Source organism: Yimella lutea, from assembly GCF_006715095.1.
Classification (GTDB): domain Bacteria; phylum Actinomycetota; class Actinomycetes; order Actinomycetales; family Dermatophilaceae; genus Yimella; species Yimella lutea.
The window spans coordinates 1,185,778-1,209,806 of sequence record NZ_VFMO01000001.1 but is presented as its reverse complement, the minus strand read 5'-3'; the positions used below and the strand labels follow the sequence as shown (position 1 = coordinate 1,209,806).

Here is a 24,029-nt window from a genome sequence, read left to right as displayed (position 1 = left end):
GGAGAGGGCGCACGCAGCGCCGCTGGTTGAGCCGAGCACCCGAGGGACGAGGGCGTACGCAGCGCCGCCGGTTGAGCCGAGCACCCGAGGAACGAGGGCGTACGCAGCGCCGCTGGTTGAGCCGAACGCCCGAGGGACGAGGGCGTACGCGCCGAAACCAAGGCAACAATCCACGGCCACCCGACCACCCGTTCTCCACAACCCGCGAGTAACCAATTCGGTTGTCCACAAACGACATTCATCCGGTCACACCATTCCAACTCTATTCGAACAGGTGTACGATGTAGGCATGTCGAACACCACGACGAAACCCCTCGGACAGGACGCGATCACCCCGCGCGATCTGCTCGAAGCAGTGATGCTCGAAGACGGTGTCGACGCAGCCATCGAACTGGCATCGCACCCCGAACTGGTACCAGGCGCGAACCCCGCCACCATCCAACTGCTCATCGCCCAATTGCTGGCACACAACGTGTTCGAACGCCTCAACAGCGACGACCCGTTCACCGTGGACGCAGCCGGCGACAAGTTCTTCACGCAGGACGACCTCACCGGTCTGAGCGGGATCGACCAACAGACGGCCGGTGAGCAAGGTGATGGCGGCCAGGGTGACGACGAGGATCACTGGGTGACACAGACCCGGCAGTTCGAGGAATCGATCCGGGTGGCGCACTCGGTGATGAACACCGCCGGTGCCGTCCGGGCGATCTCGATCAGTCAGTACGCACGCTGGGACGCTCACGACGTGACTTGCACTGACTTCGTGCAACACGAGCCGGGGCATGTGGGTGAGTTCGCTGCTGATGGTGTCGCGGCCGAACTGCGCCTGTCCTGCATCGCCGCGTCGCAGCTGGTGCGCAAATCGGTGTGGGCAGCCACCAAAACACCGGTCCTGCTCACGGAGGTGGCTGCTGGTGTGGCGAACCTGGACACCGTGACCGCGGTCGCGACCGAACTGCAGGACGCCCGCCCCGACACCTGCGAACTCATCGAAGACACGATCCTTCAACGCGAGATCCACTGCCGGGGTGCGGCGTCCGCACGCCGTTCCACCCGCACCCTCGTCACCAGGTTCGAGGCGGCTGCCGCCCGCAAGACCCACAAGCGGACGAAGGCGCAGCAGACCGGGGTGTGGTTCGATCCCCACCCCACCCCCGGGTTGGCGTCCTTCACCGCGGTCCTGCCCGATGCGCAGGTCGCGGAGATCTGTGACCTGGTCGAGAAACGCGCCTACGATCTCAAACGGTCCGACACCAGTGAAGACGCTGCCGAGAAACTCCTGGGTGAGTACCGGGCCGACGCGTTGTACGAGATCGTCACCCGCAACCTGAACTACATCCTTGATATTCAGATCCTTACCCCCACCGCATGCCAGGGCTGCAGCAACAACTCTGCGGACGCGAACAGGAACGGCGATTCCGGTCGTGACCGCGGCAAGGAGGACAGTGGCGATGACGGCGACGACGGCCGCTTAGGCGGCAACCCAGGCGGCAACCCCGGCGGTGGCGGGAACGGTCCCGGCGGCACCGGCGGTGACACACCCGGTCCCAGCAAGGGGAGGTCATCCAAGAAGACCGTGACCCGCGGCGAAGCACTCGGACTGTTCACCAGCAAACGCAACGCCAAGAACTGCGGGGCGAACAGCGTCACGAACAGCACTGCGTTAGGAATCCATCACCGCGTCGGCGCACTGTCCGGGTACGGGATCGAAGCACTCATCCAGAACGCCACCACGACCACCACCACCGGGGTCGAATTCAACCCACTCACCGGCGAACTCATCCACCAGGACACCTCACAGGCGTACCGACCACCCGAGACGATGCGCCGCAGGATCCAAGCCCGCGATCAACACTGCCGAGCACCCGGGTGTGCCCGGCACGCAGTGTTCACCGACACCGACCACGTCACCGCCTACCAACGCGGCGGACCCACCACCGACACCAACCTGCAATGCCTGTGCCGACACCACCACAAAATGAAACAAAGCGGCTGGCAGGTGGTCATGAACACCGCCGGCGTGTGCACCTGGACCACACCCACCGGCCGCACCTACACCACCGAACCCGGACTCCTACAGACCTACCGGGACACCGAAGGCCTCTGATCCGTCGCCGGGTCAGTGTGCCTCTTCGAGCGCGGACTCCTCGGCCTCGAGTTGCTCGACGAATTCACGCTTGCCCGCCTGCCAGGCGTTCTCGTCCTCCCCGGTACGCCAGTAACCGGAGATCGAAACCTGGTCACGCGGCAGGCCCCGTTCGATGAACAGATACTTGCGCAGGTCCTTGATCATGTCGGCGTTGCCGTGGACGAACGCGTGCACCTCACCATCCGGCCAGTCGGCACGACGCACCGCAGCAGCGAGACTGTGCCCGTGGCCGAGACGCTCCTCCTCCCGGTGCACCCAGGCGATCTCGACACCCTCCCCGGCCGGCATCGGGATGTGCGAATCGACGTCGCGAACCTCGACGAAGACCTTCGCCGAAGCTCCGGCGGGAAGTCGTTCGATGGCGGCGGCGATGGCCGGCTGCGCTGACTCGTCACCGATCAACAGGTGGACGTCGGCGCCCGGGCCCGGCGCCCACGCACCGCCCGGACCCATGAATCCGATCTGATCCCCCGGCTGCACGCGCGCGGCCCACGGCCCGGCGATGCCGGCGTCCCCGTGAACGACGAAGTCGAGCGCCAGATGACGGGTGCTCGGGTCGAACCAGCGGATCGTGTAGGTGCGGGTCACCGGCCACTGCTCGCGCGGACGTTCCTCGCGAATGAGTTCGGGATCGAACGGCCACGCGTAGTCGGCGCCCGCCGGCGGGAAGAGCAACTTCACGTAGTGGTCGGTGAACTCCAGTTCCCCGATCTGCGCCAGATCGTCCCCGGTAACGACCACCCGGACGAGTTGCGGTGCCACTTGCTCGGTGCGGACGACGGTGACGGACTTCGGGACGCGGCGCGGACGATCAGACATAAGGTGAGCCTAACTTCATGCGAACGGGGCCCTGTCGCTCCCCCTGAAGAGCGACAGGACCCGTGGCACTCGCGAGCTCAGGAGCTCTTGACCTCGCTGCGCACCATCCGCCAGATGCCGAGGGTCAGCGGCAGTACCAGCCAGATGAGCACGGAGACGGCAAGCTTGGCCCAGTCGTCACCTTGCATCTGCGCATCGAACAGCGGCTGCAGAGTCTGGCCGGTGTCGGCCCACTCACCGACCGTGCGCATCCAGGAGACGGAGGCGACCATCGACCAGACGATCGGCAGGAACAGGTAGGTGACGATCGCGCCGGGGGTGTTCTGGATGAGCGCACCGAACGCGAAACCCATACCGACATTGATCAACTGCGCGACCAGGATGCCGACGACCACCTGCCACGAGACCGACCACGACGGGTCGGAGCCTCGCACCACGTCGGTGAGCAGCGTGAAGCCCGCAGCCATGAGCGCACCGAGTGCGACGATGGCGAAGCCGGCGATGAGGACTGCCAGCAGCTTCGAGACGGCGACCCGTGCCCGCTTGGGTTCGAGGGTGAAAGTCACCAGCCCGGTGCGCTGCGACCATTCGGTGGTGACGGCCATGATGCCGAGGATCGGCAGGAGGAAGCTCTGCGGAATGATCGTCGCACCGAGGAAGTTGCCGAAGTCCTTGTTCGTGTCCGCCTTACCGGTGAACGCGAGGATCGCGACAACGACGGCCGTCACCAACGCGATGCCGATGAGCAGCCAGCGCCCGCTGCGGGTGTCGATGAGCTTGCGCAGTTCGACGGAGACCAGGCGCATGAACGGCACTCGGGATACCTCGCCCGGATCGAGGCGAGACGGCAGCCGGACACCCGACAGTGCCTTGTCGAGGTGCTGGTCGGTGGTGGCGTTGCTCATGCTGCGACCCCTTCTCGGGCGTCGCCCGCGGTGAGTTGGAGGAACATGTCCTCGAGCCCGGCGGCGCCGGCACTGGTGAGTTCGGTCAGGACGATCTGGTGCTGCAGCGCAACCTTGCCCACAACGATCGGTTCCGCGTCGACGCGCAGCTTCTGCCCCACAGCGGTCACCGAAACGCCTTGTCCGGCAAGAGCTTCACCCAGGCGCTGGTTGTCGGTGCTGGTGACCGAAGTGCCTGCTGTAGCGAGCAGTTCCTGCTTGGCCCCCTGTGCCACGATGCGACCGCGGCCGATGACCACGAGGTCGTCCGCGATCACCTCGATCTCGTGCAACAGGTGTGAGGACAGCAGCACGGTGCCGCCCTCGTCCGCGAAGCCACGCAGCAGACTGCGCATCCAGCGAATGCCCGCCGGGTCGAGTCCGTTGGCCGGCTCGTCCAGGATCAGCACCTTGGGGTCACCGAGCAGCGCATGGGCGATCCCCAGCCGCTGGCGCATGCCGAGCGAGTAGTTGCGCACCTGACGCTTCGCCTCGACGGGGGTGAGGCCAACGACTTCGAGCAGTTCGTCGACCCGCCCCTTCGGCAGACCCATCGTGCGAGCGCCGAGAGTAAGTACCTCACGTCCGGTGCGCCCCGGGTGCTGGGCCGACGCATCGAGCAACACCCCCACGTGGCGGCCCGGGTTCGGCAGCGCGGTGTACTGCCGCTCGAGAATGGTCGCAGTACCGGCGGTGGGTGGTGTCAGCCCGACCATCATCCGCATGCAGGTGGACTTGCCGGCACCGTTCGGACCGAGGAAGCCGGTGACCCGGCCGGGCTCGGCCCGGAAGGTCACGTCGTCCACGGCGCGATGCGCTCCGTAGGTTCTGGTCAATCCGTTGACTTCGATCATGGTGACCATCCTTCGCGTCCGAGGACGCCGGCGCATCGGCCTCGGGGATGCACCTGGTGCGACTTTCGTAGGGGGTCGGCTGCGACCAGGGACGGATATTGGCCTGCCCCGCCACTGCCTACGCTGGAGCGATGACCGCAGCTCTTCGTCCCTCCGCACCGCAGGCACCGGCGCATTCGTCGGGACGCTTGAGGCACGCCTGGGGCGAGGCATGGCGCTTCGGCTCGGCGACGATCCTGAGCGTCGTGCTCGTGCTGGTGCTCGCCACCAGCAACTACCCCGGCTACGAAGCCGAGTCGCGTTGGTGGATCGTCGAGATCGGGGCTGGCCTCGCCTCCCTGGGCCTGCTGTTCTTCCGGCGTCGCCGGCCGATCGCGATCTGTGCCTCGACGATCGTGCTGTCGTCGGTGGCGGTCGCAGCGGTGCCTCCTGCGGCGATCGCCTTCATCTCGTTGAGCACCCGCCGCCGGTGGGCGGAGATCGTGGTCGCATCCATCGGGTGGCTGGGCGGCCAGGTCGTCTACGAACTGCTGCACCCCATGCCGCAGCGCTCCACCGCCGACATCATGAGTTCCGTCATCATGTCGCTCCTGAGCACGGCCTTCTGTGTGGCTGTCGGCGTCGCGATCGGCGCCCGCCGGGAGTTGGTCGCCAACCTACGTCGCCAAGTCCAGGCCGCGGGCGAACAGGAGAAATCACGCGTCCAGCAAGCCCGACTAGGTGAACGCAGCCGCATCGCCCGCGAGATGCACGACGTCCTGGCTCACCGGATCTCGCTGGTGGCCATGCATTCCGGCGCGCTCGCTTATCGCACCGGATTGTCCGAACAGCAGGTGCGCGAGGCCGCAGAGATCATCCGCGACAACTCGCAGATTGCGCTGACCGAGCTGCGCGAGGTGTTGGGCGTCCTGCGCGACGCCGAGAACGTGGGCATCGAACCGCCACAGCCCAATCTGTCCGCCGTCCAGGCTCTCGTGCAGGACACCCCGACCGGCGACGGACCGATTGATCTCGTCATCCATGGGGACCTTGACGACATCCCGGAATCGTTGTCTCGCAGTGGTTTCCGGGTCGTGCAGGAGGTGTTGACCAACCGACGCAAGCACGCGCGTGGGGTCCCGATCACGATCGACATCGATCGCGACGAGGTAAGCCTACGCATCCGCACGAGCAACCCCGTCACCCGACAGGAGACCGGTCTGCCGGAATCAGGACTGGGTCTGTTGGGACTCACCGAGAGGGTGGAACTTGCGGGCGGCTCGCTGCACTACGGCATCGACCGATCGGAGCGGTTCGTCGTGAAGGCGGTGCTGCCCATGCTGCGCGACAGTGAGAAGGTCGGCGTGTGATCCGGGTACTGCTGGTCGACGACGACGCTCTGGTGCGCGCCGGGCTGCGGATGATCCTCGGCGGCGCGCCCGACATCGAGGTGGTGGGTGAGGCGACCGACGGTGCTGCCGGGCTCGATATCGCCCGCGACTGTAAGCCGGACGTCGTACTCATGGACATCCGGATGCCGGTGATGGACGGCATCAACGCCACCGCGACGCTGCGTGCGGCGGACGACGCGCCACACGTCATCGTCCTGACCACGTTCGACGCCGACGACCTCGTGGTGCAGGCATTGCGCGCCGGTGCCGGCGGCTTCCTGCTGAAGGACTCGCGACCCGAGCGTCTCGTCGGCGCGGTCAAGGCGGTCTGCGAGGGCGAGCCGGTGCTCTCCCCCAGCGTCACCCGGCAACTGGTCGACCGGGTCACTGCATCCACGCCCGACAACCCCGCGAACGCCGCCCGCCTGGAGCGACTCACCGATCGCGAGCACGAAGTTGCGGTCCTGATCAGCCGCGGGTTGTCCAATGCCGACATCGCGGCCGATCTCTACATGAGCGTCCCCACCGTGAAGGCCCACGTCTCGCGCATCCTGGCCAAACTCGACGCCGGCAACCGCGTCCAGGCGGCGATCATGGTGCACGAAGCGAGCCGCTGACCCGCTGCTGCTCGATCGCCGAGGTGCCCGGCCCTCAGAGCGCTTGGTCGAGGATCTGTGCCAGGTGAAGACCCTTGCGATCGGCGAGGTCATCGGCCTGGGTCCGGCAGGAGAAACCGTCAGCGAGCAGGACGGCGTCAGGTGAAGCTTCGAGCGCAGGGAGCAGCTGTTGCTCCGCGATCTTGACCGATACCTCGTAATGCCCTTGCTCCACACCGAAATTGCCGGCAAGACCGCAGCAACCCGACAGTCGCCGGACGTCGGCTCCGGCAGCCTTGAGCAACTGCGCATCGGGTGACCAGGTCATGACCGCGTGATGGTGGCAGTGCGGCTGGGCGATGATCGCGCGACCGGACAGGTCCGGTGCACGCCAGTCGGGCAACGACGACAGGAACTCCGCCAACGTGAGAACCGCGCCCGCCACCCGGTCGGACGCCTCGCCGCCGATGAGTTCGTGGGCATCGCTCCGGTACACCGCCGTGCATGACGGCTCGAGACCCACGATCGAAAGCCCTTGTGCTGCAGCGAGATCCAGCTCATCAATGGAACTGCCGAGGGTCTCCTTCGCCTCATCCAGCTGGCCGGTGCTGATCAGTGTCAGCCCACAGCATCCGTCCCGCTCGATGATGACCGGTTGCGCACCAGCGGCACGCAGAACCCGGACCGCAGCCGCTCCGGTGTCGGGCGCGAAGTAGTCGGTGAAGGTATCGACCAGAAGAACGACCTGGCCGGGTTCGACGTTCGCCGCATCGAACAGCGGCACACCGTTGTCGCGACACCAGGCACGGAAGGTGCGCGGTGCCAATCGCGGGATGGAGCGACGGGGGTCGACGCCGGCCAGCTTCTTGGCGAACGCGAACCTGTCACCCACGCCACTCAGCGTCGAAGCAAGACGAGAAGTCTTGCGGCTCAGGCGAACCCACTGCGGCAGACGGCCCAACGAGTAGTGCGACGCCGGACGTCGCTTGCCCTTGTACGTCTGGTGCAGCACCTCGGACTTGTAGGAGGCCATGTCGATGCCGGTCGGGCAGTCGGACAGGCAGCCCTTGCACGACAGGCACAAGTCGAGAGCGTCGTGCACCTCGGGCGCGTCCCAGCCGCTGACGAGTTCTCCGTTGAGCATCTCCTGCAGGACACGGGCGCGGCCTCGCGTGGAGTCCTTCTCCTCGCCGGTGGCGAGGTAGGAGGGGCACATGACTCCGTGCGTGCCGCTGTTGTCGGCGCGGCACTTACCGACGCCGGTACAGCGGTGGACCGCTTGCGCGAAGTCGCCGCCGTCATGCGGGTAGCGCAGCGCGAGCGGCACCGCGGGCTTCCTCGCCGCAGGGATGCGCAGGTGTTCGGTCGGAGCATCTGGGTCGACGAGCACTCCGGGGTTGAGCAGACCGTCGGGGTCGAAGATCTGCTTGACCCGAGCGAACAGTTCGATGGCCTGCGGTGAGTACATGTGCGGCAGTAGTCCGCTGCGTGCACGGCCGTCCCCGTGCTCCCCGGACAGCGAACCGCCGTACTTCGCGACGAGCTCGGCCGACGCGTCCAGGAAGTCACCGAACCGGGATGTCCCTCCCGGCGCGGCCAACGGGAAGTCGATCCGAATGTGCAGGCACCCGTCACCGAAGTGACCGTACGGAAGCCCGGAAAGATCGTGCTCGACCAGCAGGTCGTCGAACTCGCGCAGGTACGGACCGAGTTCCGCCGGCGGAACGGCTGCATCCTCCCAGCCGGCATGGGCCGGCAGATCCCGCGGTGAGCGTCCGGACAGTCCGGCGCCGTCCTCACGCACCCGCCAGAGCGAGGCAGAAACGACGGGATCAGTGACGATCATCGAATCGAGGCAGGACCCTTGTGCCACAACGAGTTCGGCCTGACGCTGCAGTTCCCCGTCGTCCTCACCGGCCAACTCGACGAACAGCCAGCCGTCTCCGCGCGGCAGCGGCGGTACCGCGGCCGGTCCGCGTCGGGCGGCGAGGACGTCGACGATCCGGCGGTCCATCCCCTCGACGGCGATCGGCGCGAACGGCAACAGCCCGGCCGCGGCATCGCCGGCGTCGTAGATGTCGGCGTAGCCGAGCACGATCAACACGCGCCGTCCGGGTTCCTTCACCAGTCGGACGGTTGCCTCGGTCGCGATGGCCAGCGTCGCCTCCGACCCGGAAAGGAACCGTGTGACGTCGAAACCGTTCTCCGGCAACAGTTCCTGCATCGCGTACCCGGACACCTGACGTCCGAATCGGCCGAACTCCTGTCGGATCAGCGCCAGCGAGGAGCCGACCAGCGCGTCCAGTTCGCCGAGCACCGGCGCGGACGCCGACACAGCGCTGCGAAGAGCACCCACGGACGTTCGCAGCACGGTGCCGTCGGCGAGCGCCGACTCGAGCGCGAGCAGGTTGTTCGAGGTCTTGCCGTAGCCCAATGCCCTCGATCCGCACGCGTTGTTGCCGATCATGCCGCCGATCGTGCAGCGGGTGTGCGACGAGGGATCAGGACCGTACCGCCACCCGGCAGCGAGCGCCTGTCGTTGCAGGGCTGCATGGACGATACCCGGCTGGACGACGGCAATACCTGCCTCCGCGTCCAGGGACAGCAACGTGTTCATATGCCGCGAGAAATCAAGCACGACCCCGCTGCTGATCGCGTTGCCGGCACAGGACGTGCCCGCTCCCCTTGCCACGACCGGGAGCCCGAGCTCACGACAGACTGACAAGGTCGCGAGCACCTCGTCCCGATCGTGCGGACGCACGACCGCCGTCGGCATCAAGCGGTACAGCGAGGCGTCGGTCGAGTACGCGGCGCGGTTCGTGCCATCGGCCAGGACATCACGGACTCCGGCCCGGCGCAGGGCGTCGGCAGCGATCGAAGGGGTGGTGCTCACGCCTCAGAATCTACTTCTTGGTCGACGTCGCCGCCGGTGCGGTCGAGGAGGGAGACACCGAGGCAGACACCGGTGCGGTCGGTGTGGTCGGTGGACTCGACGCAGCCGCGCCCGTGGCCGACGCCCGTGGCGCCGTCGAGGTCGACGGGGCGTTCGGGTCAGGGCCGCAGACGACCTTGTCGGACGGGATGTAATTCGTGGTGTTCGCCTCGTTCTTGACCACCTTGCCCGAGAGGTCGGTGACGACACGGGTGACGGTGACCTTGAAGCCCTGAGCCGGCGCCTGCACCTCGCACCCCTTCTTGGTGATGTAGCGAGTCTTGGGCTCGGTGAATGCGAACTGGGGTCCGGTGTTCGTCGAGACGTTGAAGGTCTTTGTGCCGTACAACCTGATCACCGCGGCGCTGTCCTGCGTGCCGGCTTCGATGCGGATCGGGCGGCCGGTGTCGTTCGTCCACCGCAGGTCGATCGTGGGCACCCAGAGCGTGGACTCGCGTCCCATAGGGTACCGCGGGATCCAATAGGCGTGTGGTGTGTGCTCATCCAGACGGACTCCTGCAAAGAATGCGGCGTTGTACATCGTCGTCGAGACCTGCGAGATGCCACCGCCGGTGCCCTTCTCGTGGATGCCGTCGACGAGCACCCCGGCCTCGACGTAGCCGTTCGCCTTGGTGATCGGAGTCAGTGACTGCAGAAGACTGAACTGCTCACCGGGTGCGATGACCATGCCGTTGATCTTGGCCAGCGCGACCTGGATGTTCTTGGTGCGGGATTCGTTCTGGGCACCGCCGGGGTAGCGCGACACGAACTCGGAGATCTTCTCCGTGCCGAGGTTCTTCAGGTCGGCGGCCACCATCGCCGCCTTGACCGGCTTGGACTTCAGCGTGAGGGTGCGGGTCGGGTCGGTCAGCGCCTTGATCAGCAGCGGGCCGGCGCCTGAAGGGTCCACCTCGGAGCCGTTCTTGGCTCCCACGATGCTGCCACCCGGACCGTAGTGCGCGTTCTCCGCAGGTGTGGTGAGTTCACCGGACAGGGTGTCGAGCACTTCGCGCAGCTTGGCCTCGTCGATCACCGGCTTCAACGTGCCGTCCTGGACCTTGGCGCTGAGCACGGCGCTGAGCGCGACGGGCGTGATCTTGGAGGTCTTGGCGCCGACCTTGACGGTGACCGGCCCGCTCATCGCCGGGCCGGCGAAGTCCTTCACGAAGGCGTCGATCTCGGCATTGGTCAGCGGCGGCTCGACGTGGCCGATGGTGGCGGTGTAACCGGTCTTGGCCGGCCAACCCTTCGCGATCTGCTGGGCGACGGCGTCGGCGCGGATGCCTGTGCCGTCCTTGGAACGGACGACGTCGACCTTGCCGCTGTTGAACTTCACCGACCCGTTGACGGCGGACCCTTTGAAGGTGCCGGCGGCCGCGGTGATCGCAGCAGCCAACTTCTGAGTGTCGGCCTTCGCCGTCAACGACCGGTTCTCGCGCGCGCCGAACAGGTGCTTGCCCACCACGGACGGATTCAGCGAGAACCCGGTGAGTCCGTCGGCCGCGCGTCCCGGATCGAGCCAGAGACCGGAACGGGCGGCGTCCAGAGTGAACTTCTTGCCTTCGGCGCTCACGGTGATCGGACGATTCATCATCGAACGCGTTCGGGTCGAGACGGCGTCCTCGGCCTTCGCCTTCGTCATGCCGCCCACGTCGACGCCTGCAATCGTGGTGCCGTCGGGGATCTTGTCGGTGACGGCGGCAGCAGTGCCAACGTAACCCAGACCCAGGACGACCGCCGTGCCACCGGCGGTCGCGGCGATCCAGCGGCCCCGACGCGAAGGCTTATCACTCACTGCGTTCTCACCCATCTGTCCATGCCTTGATCCGTGCCGACCCTCGGTTGTCGCCGGGCCACACCGCGCAGGCGGGATCTACTTGTAGCTGCCGAAGCGGCCCCTGAAATAGACCAGCGCCTCCCCCGGCTGGTCGGCGATGTGCAACGACAGTACGTCGCCGACCACGATCGTGTGGTCGCCGGACACAAGCGTGTCACCGGTTCGACACACGATCGTTGCCAGCGCGCCGTCGAGCAACGCGACACCCGTCTCGTCACGGTGATGCGGCACCCGATCGAGCTGACTGTGCAGGGGGCGCCCCCGCGTCGAGAGCCACACCGCGGCGGCGCGCTGCGAAGCGTCCAGGATGTTGACGCTCCAGACACCCGCGGACATCACGGCGTCGTGGAAACGAGCCTCCCGCTCCACGCAGATCAGCAACCGCACCGGATCGAGCGACACCGACGTGACGGCATTCGCCGTCATCGCGTGGTCGTGCCCGTCGGCCACAGTGGTGACGACGGTGACCCCGGTGACCAGACGTCCGATCGCCTGCCGGTAGGCGTCGGGGTCGACATCCACCGGTAGGCCGTCAATACTCTGGTTCATGGGGGTCACCATCTAATTACGTTGCGCTCAGGACTTCTCGGCGTTACGCGCCTTCGATGCAGCGCGGTTGCGCTCACCGGCGTCGAGAATCACCTTGCGGATACGGACGCTCTCGGGCGTGACCTCCACGCACTCGTCCTCGCGGCAGAACTCCAGGCTCTGCTCCAGCGACAGCTTGCGCGGCGGGATGACCTTCTCGAAGTTGTCGGCCGAGGAGGCACGCACGTTGGTGAGCTTCTTCTCCTTGGTGATGTTGATGTCCATGTCGTCGGCGCGGGAGTTCTCGCCGACGATCATGCCCTCGTACACCTCGGTGCCGGGCTCGACGAACAGCACGCCGCGCTCCTGCAGGTTGACCATCGCGTACGCGGTGACCGGGCCGGTACGGTCGGCGACCATCGAACCCGACATGCGGGTGACGATCTGGCCGTACCACGGCTCGTAGCCGTCGAAGACGTGGTGCGCGATGCCGGTGCCGCGGGTCTCGGTGAGGAACTCGGTGCGGAAGCCGATGAGGCCGCGCGAGGGCACCTTGAACTCCATCCGGATCCAGCCGGTGCCGTGGTTGGTCATCTGCTCCATGCGACCCTTGCGCGCCGCGAGGATCTGGGTAATCGCGCCGAGGTACTCCTCCGGCGTGTCGATGGTCAGGGCCTCGACCGGCTCGTGCGTCTTGCCGTCGATCTCCTTGGTGACCACCTGCGGCTTGCCGACGGTCAGTTCGTAGCCCTCACGTCGCATCTGCTCGACCAGGATCGCGAGCGCCAACTCGCCACGGCCCTGCACCTCCCAGGCGTCCGGACGCTCGGTCGGCAGGATGCGCAGCGACACGTTGCCGATGAGTTCGCGGTCGAGGCGGTCCTTGACCAGGCGGGCGGTGACCTTCGCACCACGCACCTTGCCGGCCAGCGGCGAGGTGTTGGTGCCGATCGTCATCGAGATCGCCGGCTCGTCGACCGTGATGAGCGGCAACGGGATCGGATTCTCCGGGTCGGCGAGCGTCTCACCGATGGTGATCTCGGGGATACCGGCGACGGCGATGATGTCACCCGGACCGGCGCTGTCGGCGGGCTGACGCTCCAGGCCCTGGGTCATCAACAGTTCGGTGATCTTCACCTTCTGCTGGGTGCCGTCATGACGGCACCAGGTGACCTGCTGGCCCTTGTGCATCTCACCGTTGTGGATACGCAGCAGCGCCAGGCGTCCGAGGAAGTTGCTGGAGTCGAGGTTGGTGACGTGTGCCTGCAGCGGAGCGTCGTCGTCGTACGACGGTGCCGGGATCGTCTCCAGGATGGTCTTGAACAGCGGCTCCATCGAATCGCCTTCGGGCAGTTCGCCGTTCGCCGGACGAACCGTCGAGGCGACACCGTTCTTGGCGGACGCGTACACGACCGGGAAGTCGAGTTGGTCCATGTTGCCCTGCGCATCGTCGAGCAGGTCCATGAACAGTTCGTAGGCCTCTTCCTCGACCTCCTCGATGCGCGAGTCGGGACGGTCGACCTTGTTGATGCACAGGATCACCGGCATGTGCGCGGCGAGGGCCTTGCGCAGCACGAAGCGGGTCTGCGGCAACGGGCCCTCGGACGCGTCGACGAGCAGCACGACGCCGTCGACCATCGACAGACCACGCTCGACCTCTCCGCCGAAGTCGGCGTGGCCGGGGGTGTCGATGATGTTGATGGTGATGTTCTGGCCGTCGGCGGCGGGGCCGTCGTAGCTGATCGCGGTGTTCTTGGCGAGGATCGTGATGCCTTTCTCGCGCTCGAGGTCACCGGAGTCCATCACCCGCTCACCGGTCGTCTCGACGGTTTGGCGTTCGGAGAACGCACCCGTCTGCCAGAGCATCTTGTCGACAAGAGTGGTCTTGCCGTGGTCGACGTGAGCAACGATGGCGACGTTTCGAACGTCGTCGCGGGTCTTCAAGGGCATGACCGCGATTGTCTCATCCCGGGCACACTGCTTCCGACCACAGACCGTCGGTCCCCGACCGCGCACGGCCTGACCGGACACCAGGACTCAGATCGGTAACGGCCTGGATGGGGCTGGTGTGTTTGTCCTCACGTGCGGTCTAGGGTCACCACATCCGTACGGAGCGGGGTCATGCTGCCCGCCCACCCCGATGAGGAGAAAAGATGCAGACCTCCAGGAAGGCCTCCGCGCTCGCGGTTGTCAGCGCAGCCGCGCTGGTGCTCAGCGGCTGTGCCGAGTCCAAGCGCGAAGAGGGTGGAAAGGGGTCCGAGAGCGGCGGCCAGTCGAACGCCACGATGACCTTCGCCGCCGCGGGTGCGCCCAAGACCTTCGACCCCTTCTACGCGACCGACGGCGAGACCTTCCGCGTCGCCCGTCAGATCTTCGACGGCCTGGTCAACTTCAAGCCTGGCACCGCCGACCTCGCGCCGGGCCTGGCCACCAGCTGGATTCCCAGCAAGGACGGCAAGACCTGGACCTTCAAGCTGCGCACCGGAGTTAAGTTCACCGACGGGACGCCGTTCAACGCCGAGGCCGTCTGCAAGAACTTCGAGCGGATGGACAAGCAGAACGAGGCCGGCCAGACGGCGGCCGTGTACTGGTCGGACAACATGGGCGGCTTCAACAAGTCCAAGGACGACCTCTACCAGGGCTGCACCCCCAAGGGCACCGACTCGGTCGAGCTGAAGCTGTCGCGTGCGACCTCCAAGTTCCCGTCGCTGCTGGGCCTGCCGGCCTGGTCGATGCAGAGCCCGACCGCGCTGGACAAGTACAAGGCCAACGACGTGAAGGCCCAGGGCGACGGCATCACCCAGTCGGAGTACGCCGCCAAGTACCCGACCGGCACCGGTCCTTTCAAGTTCGAGAAGTACGACGTCCAGAACAAGACCATCACCCTCGTCCGCAATGACGACTTCTACGGTGACAAAGCCAAGGTCGGCAAGCTGGTCTTCAAGATCATCCCCGATGGCACCTCCCGCAAGCAGGCGCTGCTGGCCGGCGATGTCGACGGCTACGACCTGCCCAACCCGGTCGACTGGGACTCGCTGAAGAAGGCGGGGATGAACCTCGAGATCCGCCCCGCGTTCAACATCCTCTACCTGGGTCTGAACCCGACCAAGAACCCGGCCCTGAAGGATCTCAAGGTCCGTCAGGCGCTGTACCACGCGATCAACCGCGAACAACTGGTCAAGAACCAGCTGCCGGAGGGCGCGACCGCCGCCACCCAGTGGTACCCCAAGACTGTCGACGGCTACAGCGACTCGGTCATGAAGTACGACTACAACCCGGAGAAGGCCAAGCAGTTGCTGAAGGAGGCCGGACAGTCCAGCCTCTCGATCGACCTGTGGTACCCCTCCGAGGTCACCCGGCCCTACATGCCGGACCCGCAGAAGATCTTCCAGGCGATCAAGGGCGACTGGGAGAAGGCCGGCATCAAGGTCAACGCCGTCACCAAGCCGTGGAACGGCGGCTACACCGACGGCACGGCCAACGGCGCCTCGCCGGCATTCCTGATCGGTTGGACCGGCGACTACAACACGCCGGACAACTTCATCGCGAACTTCTTCATGGGCAAGCAGATGGGCATCTCCGCCTACCCGTGGGGCGCGCAGTTGAAGAAGGAGATCACCGACGCCGACAGCATCGTGAACGCCGATCAGCGCACCGCTGCGTACAAGAAGCTCAGCGAGAAGCTGATGAAGGAGTACGTGCCGGGTCTGCCGATCTCGAACTCGCCGCCGGCGATCGTGTTCGGCAAGAACATCAGCGGCATCGTCGCCAGCCCCCTCACCTCCGAGGACTTCGCGACGGCCGTCAAGAAGTAAGCAGGCTTCGACCTGACGAACGGCGGCGGCCGTGCCCTAGTGTTGCCGGGCACGGCCGCCGCCCGTTTCGGCCCCTTCCGCCACCTTCGCACGAAAGGTTCCCGCGTTGCTGCGATACATCGCTCGCCGGGTGGTCCAGATGATCGGCGTGATGTTCGCGCTGTCACTGTTGATCTTCGTGTGGTTACGAATGCTGCCCGGAGGCACCGTCTCGGCGATGCTGGGCGAGCGAGCCACACCTGAACGCGCCGCGCAACTGCGCAAGACCCTCGGTCTCGACCAGCCACTCCCCGTCCAGTACTGGAAGTTCCTCACCAACGCCCTGCAGGGCAAGTTCGGAGTCAGTTCCCAGGTGCAGGCCGGTTCCGACGCCATGGACGTGTTCCTCACCCGCCTCCCGGCCACCATGGAACTCGCCGGCCTCGCGATCGTGATCGCACTGATCACCGCGATCCCGCTCGGATACCTCGCCGCCAAGCGCCGCGGAGGTATCTTCGACGCGCTCGGCATCGGCGTCTCGCTCGTCGGTGTGGCCGTGCCGGTCTTCTTCCTCGCGGTGGTCCTCAAGCAGTTCTTCGCGGTGGAATGGCACCTCTTGCCCGTGTCCGGGCGCCAAAGCCCTGAGCTCGAGGCAACCCGCGTCACCGGCTTCTTCATCTTCGACGGACTGATGACACGGGAGTTCGATGCCGCGTGGGACGCCTTCAAACACCTCATCCTGCCCGCGATCGCCCTCGCGACCATCCCCTTCGCAGTGATCTTCCGGATCACCCGTGCCGCGGTGCTCGACGTGCTGGACGAGGACTTCATCCGCACCGCGGAGGCCAAGGGCCTCAAGCCGAGCACGATCCGCACCCGCCACGTCATGCGCAACGCCATGCTCCCGGTCGTCACCACGGTCGGCCTGCAGGTCGGCGGTCTGCTCACCGGTGCGGTGCTCACCGAGACCGTCTTCTCCATCCCCGGACTCGGCGACGCCATGAAGGTGGGCTTCCAGGAGCGCGACTTCTCGGTGGTCCAGGTACTGATCATCATGGCCGCACTCACCTACGTGCTGGTCAATCTGCTGGTCGATATCGCCTACGCCTACATCGACCCTCGAGTCAGGATTCGGTGATTCGACCATGGTCTTGAACAGCAACTCCAAGAAAGCCCGCATCGACGAACTCGCCGAGCGTGCGGCCGTCCAGGACGGACTGGACGGCGGTGGCATCAAGGACGGCGAAGGAGTAAGCCTGATCGCGAGCGCCTGGGCACGGCTGCGGCGCAACCCGATGTTCATCGTCGGGGCGATCATGGTCGCCCTCATCTTCCTGGTCGCGCTCCTCGCCGACGTGCTGGCGCCGCACGATCCCACGGTCCGCTACCTCGCCGACAAGGTGAGCCGGGCGAACAACCCCGTCCCGGGAGCGGAGCCGGGCTATCCGCTCGGCGCCGACGACCTCGGGCGTGACCTGCTCAGTCGTCTGATCCACGGGTCCCGCAACACGCTGATCATCGCGTTCGGAGCAACCGGCCTGGCCTTCTTCGGCGGTCTGGTACTCGGCACCCTGGCGGGCGCCTTCGGCGGATGGATCGACTCGGTGGTGATGCGCGTCGTCGACATCATGCTGTCGCTGCCCTCGCTGTTGCTCGCGTTCTCGATCGCGGCCCTGTTCGGACGCGGCTCGCAGACCACCGTCATCGTCGCCATCGGCATCGCGATGATGCCGACCTTCGCGCGCCTGCTGCGCGGCTCGATGATGGCGCAGCGCTCCAGCGACCACGTCCTGGCGGCGCGCTCGCTCGGCGTGAAGAAGTCCGCGATCGTTTTCCGGCACATGCTGCCCAACTCCCTGTCGCCGGTGCTGGTGCAGGCCACCATGGTGTTCGCCACCTCGATCATCGACGCAGCGGCGCTGAGCTTCCTCGGCGCCGGTAACCCCGACGACACCAAGCCGGAATGGGGCCAGATGCTCGGCCTGGCGCAGGAGTACTTCGACACCTTCCCGCACATGGCCGTCTACCCCGCGTTGTGCATCATCGCTGCCGCCCTCGGTTTCACGCTCATGGGCGAGTCCCTGCGTGAGGCCCTCGATCCCAAGTCCCGGAGGTGACCACGGTGACCATCACCGCTGATGCCAACCCCGACCGTCCGGCAGCGTCCGCCGACATCCTGCTGCAGGTCCGTGACTTGACCGTCGACTTCGGCACGAAGGGCAGCAAGCCCTTCCGTGCGGTCGACCACGTCTCGTTCGACGTCCGCCCCGGCCAGACGGTCGGTCTGGTCGGTGAGTCCGGTTGCGGCAAGTCGGTCACCTCGATGGCGATCATGGGCCTGTTGCCCAAACGGGGTAATAAGGTCTCGGGCACCGTTCAATTCGAGGGCACCGACCTGCTGTCGCTGTCCGACAACCAGATGCGCGAGCGCCGCGGCCGCGACGTCGCGATGATCTTCCAGGACCCCCTGTCGTCGCTGAACCCCGTCGTCCCCCTCGGTATCCAGGTCACCGAGGTCATCGAGCGGCACCGTGGACTCTCCCGCAAGCAGGCCATGCCCGAGGCCAAGGAACTGCTCGACAAGGTCGGCATCCCCGACCCGAATCGGCGGCTGAAGGAGTACCCGCACCAACTGTCCGGCGGTATGCGTCAGCGCGCGCTGATCGCGATGGCGCTCGCCTGCAAACCACGCCTGCTGATCGCCGACGAACCGACGACCGCCCTCGACGTCACCATTCAGGCGCAGATTCTCACCCTGCTCTCAGAACTCGTGCGTGACTCGGGTACGGCGCTGGTGATGATCACCCACGACCTGGGTGTCGTCGCCGGCCTGTGTGACGAGGTCAACGTGCTGTACGGCGGACGTATCGTCGAACGCGCCGCGCGGCACGACCTGTTCGCGCAGCCTCGTCACCCGTACACCTACGGTTTGCTGGAATCGATCCCCCGGTTGGACGCGGCCCGTGGCCGGCTCAATCCGGTGCCCGGTTCGGTGGCCGACAACCTGCCGTGGACCTCGGCATGTGCGTTCGCGCCCCGGTGCTCGCAGCCCATCGCTCGTTGCACCGAGCAGACCCCCGAGTTGGAACAGATCGAACCCGGACTGGACGGCGACCGGCTGCTGCGCTGCTTCAACCCGATCGAAGGAAAGGACCGCCGATGAGCACCGCCACCACCGCGCACGGCCGCTCGCAGCATTCGCCCGGCGACGACGTGCTGGTCGAGGTCACCGGTGTCAAGGTGCACTTCCCGATCAAACGGGGAGTGGTCTTCGACAAGACGGTCGGCTATGTGTACGCGGTCGACGGCGTCGACCTGCAGATCAAGCGTGGCGAGACGTACGGTCTGGTCGGCGAATCCGGTTGCGGCAAGTCGACATTCGGACGTGCGTTGCTACGCCTGGAAGACCTGACCGAGGGCACGGTGATCTTCGACGGCGTCGACGTCGCCTCGCTTCAGGGTGAGGAACTGCGCCGCAAGCGCAAAGACATGCAGATGGTCTTCCAGGACCCGCTGTCCTCCCTCGACCCCCGCCAGACCGTCGAGGCGCTGCTGCTCGAGGGCATGAACGCCCACGGACTCGCGAAGGACAAGGCAGCCGCCAACAAGCGGCTGCGCGAACTGCTCTCCGCGGTCGGCCTGCCCGCGGCAGCGCTGAAGAAGTACCCGCACGAGTTCTCCGGTGGTCAGCGTCAGCGCATCGGCATTGCCCGCGCGCTCTCGGTCGACCCGAAGCTCATCGTGGCCGACGAACCCGTGTCCGCGCTCGACGTCTCGGTGCAGGCCCAGGTCATCAACCTGTTGGAAGACCTGCAGGAAGAGTTCGGCCTCACCTATCTGGTCGTCGCGCACGATCTCGCGGTGGTTCGCCACATCAGTGATCGCATCGGCGTGATGTACCTCGGTTCGCTCGTCGAGGAGTCGGACGCCGACGATCTGTACGCGCACCCGCTGCACCCGTACACGCGCGCCCTGATGTCAGCCGTCCCGGTGCCCGACCCCGTCGTCGAGGACAACCGCGAGCGGATCATCCTCGTCGGCGACCTGCCGAGCCCGGCCAACCCGCCGAGCGGCTGCCGATTCCACACGCGGTGCCCGTGGAAGCAGGAGTCCAAGTGCGACACCGACCGTCCCGAACTGCGCATCGTGCAGATCGACGGCGTGCCCCAGGGACACCGGGTCGCCTGCCATTACGCCGAGCAGATCGCGTCCGGGGAGTTGCAGCCGCACGAGGTCAAGGCGGTCGCCACCGACCAGACCGGTGACTCCTCCGATGAGGCCGGGTCGATGTTCGAGCCCGAGAAGCTGTAGGCCGGAAAGACGCGTGCGACGTGGTCGTCCTGTGCAAGGCGACCACGTCTCACGCGTTCTCGGTTCAGACCTCGGGCCAGAACTCGCGCATGACCGTCCGTAGCGTGTCTGCGCTGGCGGTGAAGCGCTGCGTCTCCTGCTCGTCCAGGTCGAGCTCGACCACCTCGCGCACCCCGCGGCGGCCGATGCTGGCCGGCACCCCGATGTAGATGCCCTCCTGGCCGTACTGCCCTTCGAGCAGCGCGGACACCGGCAGCGTCACCTTCTGGTTCGACAGGATCGCCCGGGTGATGCGGGCCAGCGCCATGCCGATGCCATAACTGGTAGATCCCTTGGCGGCGATGATGTCGTAGGCGGCGTCCCGCGTCCGCACATAGATGTCCTCAATGTCGGCCTCGATCTGCGGGTTCGCCGCGATGCGCTTGGCGAGGGAGCGGCCCGCGATCGACGCGGCGCTCCACACCGGCAGCTCGGAGTCGCCGTGTTCGCCGATGATCATCGCGTGGACGTTGGTAGTGGCCACCTCGAAGTACTGCGCCAGGTTGTACCGCAGTCGCGCCGTGTCGAGGCTGGTGCCCGATCCGAGCACCTGTGCCGACGGCAGACCGCTGTGCCGCCAGGTGGCGTAGGTGAGGATGTCGACCGGGTTCGTGGCCACCAGGAAGATGCCGTCGAACCCGGACGCCATGACCTCGCTGACGATGTCCTGGGTGATGCGGACGTTAGTGCCCACCATGTCGAGCCGGGTCTGGCCGGTCTTCTGAGCAGCACCGGCACACAGCACGACGATGGCGGCGTCCCTGCACTCCTCGTAGCCACCGTGGGTGACGGTGATCGGACTCGGCGCCCACGCCTCGCAGTGGTTGAGGTCGGTGACCTCGCCACGGGTGCGGTTCTCGTTGGTGTCGAGCAGCACCAGTTCGTCGGCGATGCCCTGGTTGACCAGCGCGTACGCGTAGGCGATGCCGACCGCGCCGGCACCGATCAGGACGACCTTGTTCTCGACGTACTTCATCGGGCTCTCCCCTGCCGACGGATGCGCTGACGGGGCCGAGCCTACGAGCCCGCCCGTGACCAACGCGAATGCAGCAGGTGAACGATCGGCAGATCGTCGCGCAACCAGCCCACGTCGAACAGGTCATCGAGCGGCAGCCAGCGCAACTCGTCGTGATCCTCCAGTGGCGCGGGTACGCCCGAGGTGATGACAGCCAGGAAGACGAACATCAGATAGTTCTCGCCGAGCGGCCAACCGCCGTCCTCCGGACCGGGCACGTCGTCACCGAGATGGACGTGAACTCCCAACTCCTCCAACAGTTCTCGGTGCATCGCCACCTCGTGGCTCTCACCCTCGTCGACCTTGCCACCGGGGAACTCCCAGCCGCCGGCAAGGGCTGCGGGGGCTGACCTGCGGGCCGCGAGCAGAAGCGTCGGTGCAGCCAGATCGTCGACGATCGCAGCCCCGACGACGTGCCGGTTCACGCGTCCGCCCTCACACCGTGCGGATCAGTGAAGAACAACACGGCGACGACGCCGATGAGGACGACGGCCGCCGGCAGGTACAGCGATTCACCCATCGCGCGGGAGAACTCGTGGGCGACGTGCGGGATGTGACCGATCGATCCTCGGGCGGCGCCCGGTTCCGGTGAGGTCAACCCCACCCCCGCGCCGAGCCGGTCGGCCAGTCGAGCCTCCATCAACGAGGCGATCGCGGCACTGCCGAGCACCGCGCCGACCTGGCGGGTGGTGTTGTAGACACCCGAACCGGCGCCGGCTCGCTGCGGCGGCAGGGTGCGCGTTGCGGTCACCGACAGCGGTGACCACATGAAGCCGTTGGCGACGCCCAGCAGCAGGATCGGCATCAGCACGAGCCACAACGGCGTGTCTCGGTCGAGCAGATACCCGAGCCACACCAGCGCCACCACGAAGCAGGAGAGCCCGAACCCGGCGAGAATCCGCGGATGCATCCGGTCGACCAGGCGTCCGACGAAGGGTGCGAGCGCGGCGGTGAGCAGGGCCATCGGTGCGAGCAGCAGCGCCGCCTGGGTCGGCGTCCAGCCGCGCACCACCTGCGCCCAGAGCATGATCGGGAACGCCATCGCGGTGATCGCCAGTCCGACGGTCGCGATCGCCACGTTGGCAAGAGAGTAGTTGCGGTTGCTGAACAGGACCAGCGGCACCAACGGCTCGGATCGGTTCACCCGCTACCAGTACACGAAGGCGGCCAGGACGAGCAGTCCCCCGATGATCAGCAGTGGCACCGAGATGAACCCCGTGATGGTGCCCCAGTCATAACGCTGTCCCTCCTGAATACCGAACACCACCAGGAACATCCCGACCGCCGACAGCCCCACACCGAGCAGGTCGAAGCGATGCGACTGCACCGACAGGTCGGGCACCAGTCGCCAGGCCAGCACGAACGCGAGCACCCCGATCGGCACATTGATGATGAAGATCCATTCCCAGCTGAGCTCGTCGATCAGCACGCCGCCGAGGATGGGACCCACGAGCGTCGCGACTCCCGCGGTCGCGCCCCACGCACCCATCGCGGCGCCACGTCGTTCGGCCGGGAAGATACGCGTGATGATCGTCATCGTCTGCGGCGACAACAGGGCTGCGCCGACGCCCTGCACGACGCGCGCGGTGATGAGCCCGCCGATGGACGACGTCAGGCCGCACCACAAGGACGCAAGCGTGAACACGGTGAGCCCGACGAGGTACACCCGCTTGGGACCGAAGCGGTCGCCGAGGCGGCCGGTGATCAGCAGCGGCGTCGCGTACGCGAGCAGGTAGGCGCTGGTCACCCACACCACCCCGGTGATGTCGGCGCCCAGTCCCTCGATCAGCGCCGGCGTCGCGACCGAGACGATCGTGGAGTCGACCAGGATCATGAAGAACCCGAACAACAGCGCGAACAGTGCGCGCCAGGAATCCTTCAGATCATCGGTTGCCATGCGGCAACGATAGGCCCGCTGCCGGCTGCTCAGATGAGCCTTCCCTTCGTGGACACCGCCTGATCGCCCGAGCACAGTTGGATGGAGCGCTCCGTGCACAGTTGCGTGCACACTTGCGTGCACAGACAGACGACGCGAGGGAGGAACGGCATGAGCACCGACGCCACGACAGCGGACGCCGTCGTCCCGCACCCCGACGAACCGCACACCGAGAGCACGGCCAGCCGGCTCAACTGGTTGCGCGCCGCAGTGCTGGGTGCCAACGACGGCATCATCAGCGTTGCGGGGCTGGTCATCGGTGTCGCCGGTGCGACCAACGACCGTCAGTCCTTGTTGGTCGCGGGCAGCGCCGGACTGGTCGCGGGAGCACTCTCCATGGCGGCCGGCGAGTACGTCTCGGTCAGCACTCAGCGCGACGGCGAGAAAGCGTTGATCGCCAAAGAGATTCGCGAGCTGGAGGAGATGCCCGAGGAGGAACTCGAGGAGCTCACGCAGATCTACCAGAGCAAGGGTCTGGATCGCGAGCTCGCGGAACAGGTCGCGGTGAAGCTCACCGCCAACGACGCGCTCGCCGCGCACGCCGAGGTCGAACTCGGGATCGATCCCGACGAATACACCAACCCCTGGCACGCCGCCTGGGCCTCGATGGGCGCGTTCACTCTCGGGGCGCTGCTGCCGGTGCTGGTCATCCTGCTGCCGAGCAGCATCAACGTGCCGGTGACCTTCCTCGCGGTCGCCATCGGTTTGATGATCACCGGCGCCGTCAGCGCCCGTCTCAGCGAGGCGAACGTGCGCGCCGCCGTCCTTCGCAACGTCCTCGGCGGATCGCTCGCGATGGCCGTGACCTTCGGCATCGGCAGCCTGGTCGGCACCGGAGTCTGACTCACGTCTGACTCGCCGAGTGGCCGAGCTACGGTCGGGTGGCCGGGTTATGTCCCGGCCAC

At 66.5% G+C, this 24,029-nt stretch carries 18 protein-coding genes and 1 pseudogene; 9 read left to right on the top strand and 10 right to left on the bottom strand.

The genetic code is table 11. The features are described from left to right. Positions 1-289: 289 nt before the first annotated feature. Entirely contained in the window at positions 290-2,107 is a 1,818-nt protein-coding gene (locus tag FB459_RS05725; protein WP_141927764.1) for an HNH endonuclease, read from the top strand. Between the two features lie 12 nt (positions 2,108-2,119). Here FB459_RS05725 and FB459_RS05720 read toward each other — a convergent pair whose 3' ends face one another. From FB459_RS05720 to FB459_RS05710, 3 genes are all read right to left on the bottom strand, one after another. Then, on the bottom strand, positions 2,120-2,968 hold the full coding sequence (locus FB459_RS05720; RefSeq protein ID WP_141927763.1) for a siderophore-interacting protein: 849 nt from the start codon (positions 2,966-2,968) through the stop codon (positions 2,120-2,122). A gap of 77 nt (positions 2,969-3,045) precedes the next feature. Continuing rightward, positions 3,046-3,873: an ABC transporter permease gene (locus FB459_RS05715; protein WP_141927762.1), complete on the bottom strand. Its 828-nt coding sequence runs from the start codon at positions 3,871-3,873 to the stop codon at positions 3,046-3,048. Further along, on the bottom strand, positions 3,870-4,766 hold the full coding sequence (locus tag FB459_RS05710; protein WP_129626230.1) for an ABC transporter ATP-binding protein: 897 nt from the start codon (positions 4,764-4,766) through the stop codon (positions 3,870-3,872). Before FB459_RS05710 ends, FB459_RS05715 begins: the two co-directional genes overlap by 4 nt. A gap of 131 nt (positions 4,767-4,897) precedes the next feature. Between FB459_RS05710 and FB459_RS05705 the strand changes: the two genes are divergently transcribed. Both FB459_RS05705 and FB459_RS05700 read left to right on the top strand, forming a co-directional pair. Then, on the top strand, positions 4,898-6,115 hold the full coding sequence (locus tag FB459_RS05705; RefSeq protein ID WP_141927761.1) for a sensor histidine kinase: 1,218 nt from the start codon (positions 4,898-4,900) through the stop codon (positions 6,113-6,115). Then, positions 6,112-6,753: a response regulator gene (locus FB459_RS05700; RefSeq protein ID WP_211345138.1), complete on the top strand. Its 642-nt coding sequence runs from the start codon at positions 6,112-6,114 to the stop codon at positions 6,751-6,753. Before FB459_RS05705 ends, FB459_RS05700 begins: the two co-directional genes overlap by 4 nt. A gap of 34 nt (positions 6,754-6,787) precedes the next feature. On the opposite strand, the gene FB459_RS05695 is transcribed toward FB459_RS05700, so the two are convergent. From FB459_RS05695 to typA, 4 genes are all read right to left on the bottom strand, one after another. Beyond that, complete coding sequence (locus FB459_RS05695; protein WP_141927760.1) at positions 6,788-9,625, bottom strand: FAD-binding and (Fe-S)-binding domain-containing protein; 2,838 nt, start codon at positions 9,623-9,625, stop codon at positions 6,788-6,790. 10 nt (positions 9,626-9,635) lie between these two features. After that, entirely contained in the window at positions 9,636-11,459 is a 1,824-nt protein-coding gene (locus FB459_RS05690; RefSeq protein WP_170221744.1) for a VanW family protein, read from the bottom strand. A gap of 78 nt (positions 11,460-11,537) precedes the next feature. Further along, the gene (locus FB459_RS05685; RefSeq protein WP_246092335.1) at positions 11,538-12,050 is read right to left on the bottom strand and encodes a flavin reductase family protein; all 513 of its coding nucleotides are present in this window, start codon (positions 12,048-12,050) and stop codon (positions 11,538-11,540) included. A gap of 27 nt (positions 12,051-12,077) precedes the next feature. Then, positions 12,078-13,979 carry a translational GTPase TypA gene (gene typA, locus FB459_RS05680; protein WP_141927757.1) on the bottom strand — a complete coding sequence of 634 codons (1,902 nt, stop codon included), beginning with the start codon at positions 13,977-13,979 and terminating at the stop codon, positions 12,078-12,080. 203 nt (positions 13,980-14,182) lie between these two features. Here typA and FB459_RS05675 point away from each other — a divergent pair, with 203 nt between their 5' ends. The 5 genes from FB459_RS05675 to FB459_RS05655 all read left to right on the top strand — a co-directional run bounded on the left by FB459_RS05675 (position 14,183) and on the right by FB459_RS05655 (position 20,134). Then, positions 14,183-15,844 carry an ABC transporter substrate-binding protein gene (locus FB459_RS05675; protein WP_141927756.1) on the top strand — a complete coding sequence of 554 codons (1,662 nt, stop codon included), beginning with the start codon at positions 14,183-14,185 and terminating at the stop codon, positions 15,842-15,844. Positions 15,845-15,950: 106 nt separating this feature from the next. After that, positions 15,951-16,961 carry an ABC transporter permease gene (locus FB459_RS05670; RefSeq protein WP_141927755.1) on the top strand — a complete coding sequence of 337 codons (1,011 nt, stop codon included), beginning with the start codon at positions 15,951-15,953 and terminating at the stop codon, positions 16,959-16,961. A gap of 7 nt (positions 16,962-16,968) precedes the next feature. Continuing rightward, entirely contained in the window at positions 16,969-17,940 is a 972-nt protein-coding gene (locus FB459_RS05665) for an ABC transporter permease (protein WP_141927754.1), read from the top strand. A 5-nt stretch (positions 17,941-17,945) separates the two neighbouring features. Continuing rightward, positions 17,946-18,986, top strand: coding sequence for an ABC transporter ATP-binding protein (locus FB459_RS05660; RefSeq protein ID WP_246092334.1), 1,041 nt, complete (start codon positions 17,946-17,948; stop codon positions 18,984-18,986). Continuing rightward, complete coding sequence (locus FB459_RS05655) at positions 18,983-20,134, top strand: ABC transporter ATP-binding protein (RefSeq protein WP_141927753.1); 1,152 nt, start codon at positions 18,983-18,985, stop codon at positions 20,132-20,134. The genes FB459_RS05660 and FB459_RS05655 overlap by 4 nt, the downstream gene beginning before the upstream one ends. Positions 20,135-20,198: 64 nt before the next feature. Here the strand turns inward: FB459_RS05655 and FB459_RS05650 are convergent, their stop codons facing one another. The 3 genes and pseudogenes from FB459_RS05650 to FB459_RS05640 form a co-directional block, all read right to left on the bottom strand. After that, positions 20,199-21,149, bottom strand: a complete 951-nt coding sequence (locus FB459_RS05650) for an L-lactate dehydrogenase (RefSeq protein ID WP_141927752.1) — start codon at positions 21,147-21,149, stop codon at positions 20,199-20,201. A 41-nt stretch (positions 21,150-21,190) separates the two neighbouring features. After that, entirely contained in the window at positions 21,191-21,613 is a 423-nt protein-coding gene (locus FB459_RS05645) for an NUDIX domain-containing protein (protein WP_141927751.1), read from the bottom strand. Continuing rightward, positions 21,610-23,085 (bottom strand): annotated as a pseudogene (locus FB459_RS05640) (DHA2 family efflux MFS transporter permease subunit). Before FB459_RS05640 ends, FB459_RS05645 begins: the two are co-directional and overlap by 4 nt. Before the next feature lie 150 nt (positions 23,086-23,235). On the opposite strand from FB459_RS05640, the gene FB459_RS05635 reads away from it, so the two are divergent. Further along, positions 23,236-23,967 (top strand): VIT1/CCC1 transporter family protein, encoded by a 732-nt coding sequence (locus FB459_RS05635; RefSeq protein WP_141927750.1) that lies wholly within the window; start codon positions 23,236-23,238, stop codon positions 23,965-23,967. Positions 23,968-24,029: the final 62 nt, after the last annotated feature.